This is a genomic window from Rhizobium sp. RU36D (assembly GCF_900176345.1).
In the GTDB taxonomy this organism is placed as follows: domain Bacteria; phylum Pseudomonadota; class Alphaproteobacteria; order Rhizobiales; family Rhizobiaceae; genus Allorhizobium.
In genome coordinates, this window is record NZ_FWXU01000062.1 from 1 (window position 1) to 3,364 (window position 3,364).

Annotated in this window: 4 protein-coding genes; all 4 read left to right on the forward strand. The window is 58.5% G+C overall.

The features are described 5' to 3' along the window. The first annotated feature begins 85 nt into the window (after positions 1-85). The 4 genes from B9A97_RS29080 (at position 86) to B9A97_RS29095 (ending at position 3,246) form a co-directional block, all read left to right on the forward strand. Positions 86-475, forward strand: coding sequence for an IS66-like element accessory protein TnpA (locus B9A97_RS29080; RefSeq protein ID WP_084369314.1), 390 nt, complete (start codon positions 86-88; stop codon positions 473-475). Further along, entirely contained in the window at positions 472-825 is a 354-nt protein-coding gene (gene tnpB / locus B9A97_RS29085; protein ID WP_084369315.1) for an IS66 family insertion sequence element accessory protein TnpB, read from the forward strand. The genes B9A97_RS29080 and tnpB overlap by 4 nt, the downstream gene beginning before the upstream one ends. 69 nt (positions 826-894) lie before the next feature. Then, on the forward strand, positions 895-2,472 hold the full coding sequence (locus B9A97_RS29090) for an IS66 family transposase (protein WP_084369316.1): 1,578 nt from the start codon (positions 895-897) through the stop codon (positions 2,470-2,472). Between the two features lie 315 nt (positions 2,473-2,787). Next, a complete protein-coding gene (locus tag B9A97_RS29095) occupies positions 2,788-3,246 on the forward strand; it encodes a GNAT family N-acetyltransferase (protein ID WP_084369317.1) in 459 nt (152 codons plus the stop codon). Positions 3,247-3,364 lie beyond the last annotated feature (118 nt).

The following is a 3,364-nucleotide window of genomic DNA, read 5'->3' on the forward strand; positions in this document are numbered from 1 at the left end:
GTAACCGGTGTTCTGCCCCCACATTGCCCGCCGTCGCCTGATCTGTGATCGAACATTCCGTGGATGAGCGACAAGGAGTTTCTCCATGGAGTCTAAGTTGGAGGTTCTCACAACGCGGCCGAACAGGCGTGAGCCGCACCGCCATTGGCCTGACGAGGTCAAGGCACGCATCGTTTCGGAGAGCTTGCGACCAGGCGTGACGGTGAATGAAGTGGCCGAACGCTACGGGCTGAAGGCCAACCACCTGTCATCGTGGCGGACGTTGGCTCGGCAGGGCAAGCTGGTGCTGCCAGAGCCCGAAGACGGGGTCGAGTTTGCGGCCATCGTTGTCGATACTCCAGCGCCGGAGCCGCTGGCCGTCAAGGTCGCTTCTCGCGCCGAGATTGTTGTAGGTCCTGTCACGATCCGTCTTGAGGAAGGTGCGTCTGCTGCCCGGATTGCTGCCATCGCCCGAGCTCTGGCGGCGGCGACATGATCTTTCCGTCAAACCGCGTCAGGATCATGGTGGCGACCAAACCAGTCGACTTCCGCAAGGGTCATGATGGATTGGCGGCGCTGGTGAAGAACGAACTGCACAAGGACCCGTTCACCGGAACGGTCTTCGTGTTCCGGTCCCGCAAGGCGGATCGGCTGAAGCTGATCTACTGGGATGGCTCGGGTATCGTGCTGGCCTACAAACGGCTGGAAGAGCATAGCTTTACTTGGCCAGGCATCAAGGACGGCCTGATGACACTGATCCACGCCCAGTTCGAAGCGCTGTTCGCAGGCCTCGATTGGCGGCGGGTTCATGCCGTCCAGACGAGAGCGCCGGAAGCCATCGAATAGCTGCGGCACTATGACTCAGCACCCCAAATTCCAAAGGTAATTCGGCTCGGGATTTGGTAGTTTCCGGCCATGCATGATGCCGCCGACCTTCCCGATGATGTTGCCGCCCTGAAGGCGATGCTGATCGCGGCGCAGGCACGCGAGGCGGCCAAGGATGTCGCGATAGCCAGCAAGGACGAACATATTGCCCGCAAGGATGAGCGGATCGAACGGCTTGAGAAGCTCGTCGCCGCATTCAAGCAGGCAGCCTTCGGACGCAAATCTGAGAAGACCGATCCCGACCAATTCGACTTGGCGCTGGAAGACCTGGAAACGGCTATGGCCGTGATCCATGCCGAGGATGAGGCGGACACTCCTGCAGGAAACAGGATTGCCAAGCCACGTGCGATCAATCGCGGCTCGCTTCCGAAGCATCTCCCGCGTATCGAGGAAGTTATTGAGCCAGAGAGCCTTATCTGTGGCTGCGGCGGTTGCCTGCATTGCATTGGCGAGGATGTCTCCGAGCGGTTGGACGTGATCCCGGCACAGTTCCGCGTGATCGTCACCCGCCGCCCTAAGTATGCCTGCCGTGCCTGCACCGACGGGGTCGTCCAAGCCCCAGCTCCGGCACGGTTGATCCAGGGTGGGCTGCCGACGGAAGCTACCATCGCCCATGTTCTGGTCTCCAAGTATGCGGATCACCTTCCGCTCTATCGGCAGGCGCAGATCATGAGCCGCCAAGGCATCGATCTCGACCGATCCACGCTGGCCGATTGGGTCGGTCGAGCAGCCTATGAACTGCGGCCCGTCTTCGATGCGTTGATCGCCGACCTGAAGCGCTCGACCAAGCTGTTCATGGATGAGACCCGTGCTCCGGTCCTCGATCCGGGTTCTCGCAAGACCAAGACCGGATACTTCTGGGCGCTGGCGCGGGATGATCGCTCGTGGGGTGGTGGCGCTCCGCCGGGTGTCGCCTTCACCTATGCTCCTGGTCGAGGAGGCATTCATGCCGAACGTATACTGCAGGGTTTCTCTGGCGTCCTGCAGGTGGATGGGTATGCGGGATACAACAGGCTGATCGCACCAGAGCGGATTGGACCGGACATTCGGCTTGCGTATTGTTGGGCACATGCACGGCGTAAGCTGGTGGAGATCACCCGCAACGGGTCAGCACCGATTGCCGAGGATGGCGTCAAGCGGATCGGCGAGTTGTATCGCATCGAAGCTGAACTGCGCGGCCTTGATCGCGAGGCTCGCCTTGCAGGTCGGCAGGAACGATCAGCGCCACTCGTCGCTCGCCTGCATGACTGGCTTGTCCATCACCGCGCCCGCGTGGCAACGAAGTCGCCGCTCGGCGAGGCATTGGCCTACATTGCCAAATACTGGGATGGACTGAAGCTCTTCCTGACCGATGGTCGCATCGAGATCGACAATAATAGTGTCGAGCGGACAATCCGGCCGATTGCGCTGAACCGGAAGAACGCACTCTTCGCGGGTCATGATACAGGAGCCGAGAACTGGGCAACAATCGCTTCCATGATTGAGACGTGCAAGCTCAATGCCGTCGATCCGCAGGCGTATCTAACCGCCACGCTCAGTGCCATCGTCAACGGCCACAAGCAGAGCCGGATCGATGAGTTGCTGCCTTGGCATTGCGTTCTGAGATAGCGGTACCCCAAATAGGCTGCCTACGCCCCACTCGCGCCTTCACTATTGCAGACCTCGCCTCGCCCTGTTACGACAGTCGCTAGCTTGGCAGCGGGTCAAGCGTTGGAGATTTTATGTTCACGATTGCGGGAAACCGCTAATCCCATCCTGTGGGGTTGTCGAGTTGCAACGAAGCTGAAGCGTCATCGCTTCAGCTATCCCTGTCGTTCGGCCTGAACTTTCTCAAAAATCAGCGATCATTTGCTTGAGAAGCAGGCTGAAAGCCCTCTGCTACAGCAGCAGGGCTTTGTATGAACATATTGAAAGATCACCACAATGAACATCAGACAGACAAAATCCGAAGACCTTCCGGACCTCGAAGTGGTGCTGGAAGAGACGGGACTTTTCCCAAGCGAAATGCTCTCTGACATGATTGGACGTTTCCTGTCAGAAGATGCAAGCGAAGACCTTTGGCTCACTTACGAAGAGGATAGTACGGCCTTGGGCTTTTGCTACGCTGCACCCGAGCAGCTTACAGAGGGGACGTGGAACATGCTGGCTATTGCTGTTTTGCCTTCAAAACAGGGTGAGGGCGTGGGGGCTGCAATAGTTCAAGAGCTAGAGGCAGTTCTTCGCGGACGCGGCCACCGTGTCTTGATTGCAGACACTTCGGGTACTGAGGCGTATCGCAAGACGCGAGAATTTTATCGCAAGAATGGATACACCGAGGAAGCCCGTGTCAGGGACTTCTGGGCTCCAGGTGACGACAAGGTCATCTTCTGGAAAGCACTTTAGTTTCCCAAAAGTGGCGCGGTCCTTGGGTCGCGCTACACCTGGATTGATGAAACTTCTCATCCCGTCACGTTCGATGCGCAAGAGTGCTTGATAAAGGTGCTGCCGGGACACCGCTTAC

Excerpts from the sequence above, each read along its gene's own strand:
- B9A97_RS29080 (WP_084369314.1), top strand. The coding sequence starts at position 86 with ATGGAGTCTAAGTTGGAGGTTCTCACAACGCGGCCGAACAGGCGTGAG.
- tnpB (WP_084369315.1), top strand. The coding sequence starts at position 472 with ATGATCTTTCCGTCAAACCGCGTCAGGATCATGGTGGCGACCAAACCA.
- B9A97_RS29090 (WP_084369316.1), top strand. The coding sequence starts at position 895 with ATGCATGATGCCGCCGACCTTCCCGATGATGTTGCCGCCCTGAAGGCG.
- B9A97_RS29095 (WP_084369317.1), top strand. The coding sequence starts at position 2,788 with ATGAACATCAGACAGACAAAATCCGAAGACCTTCCGGACCTCGAAGTG.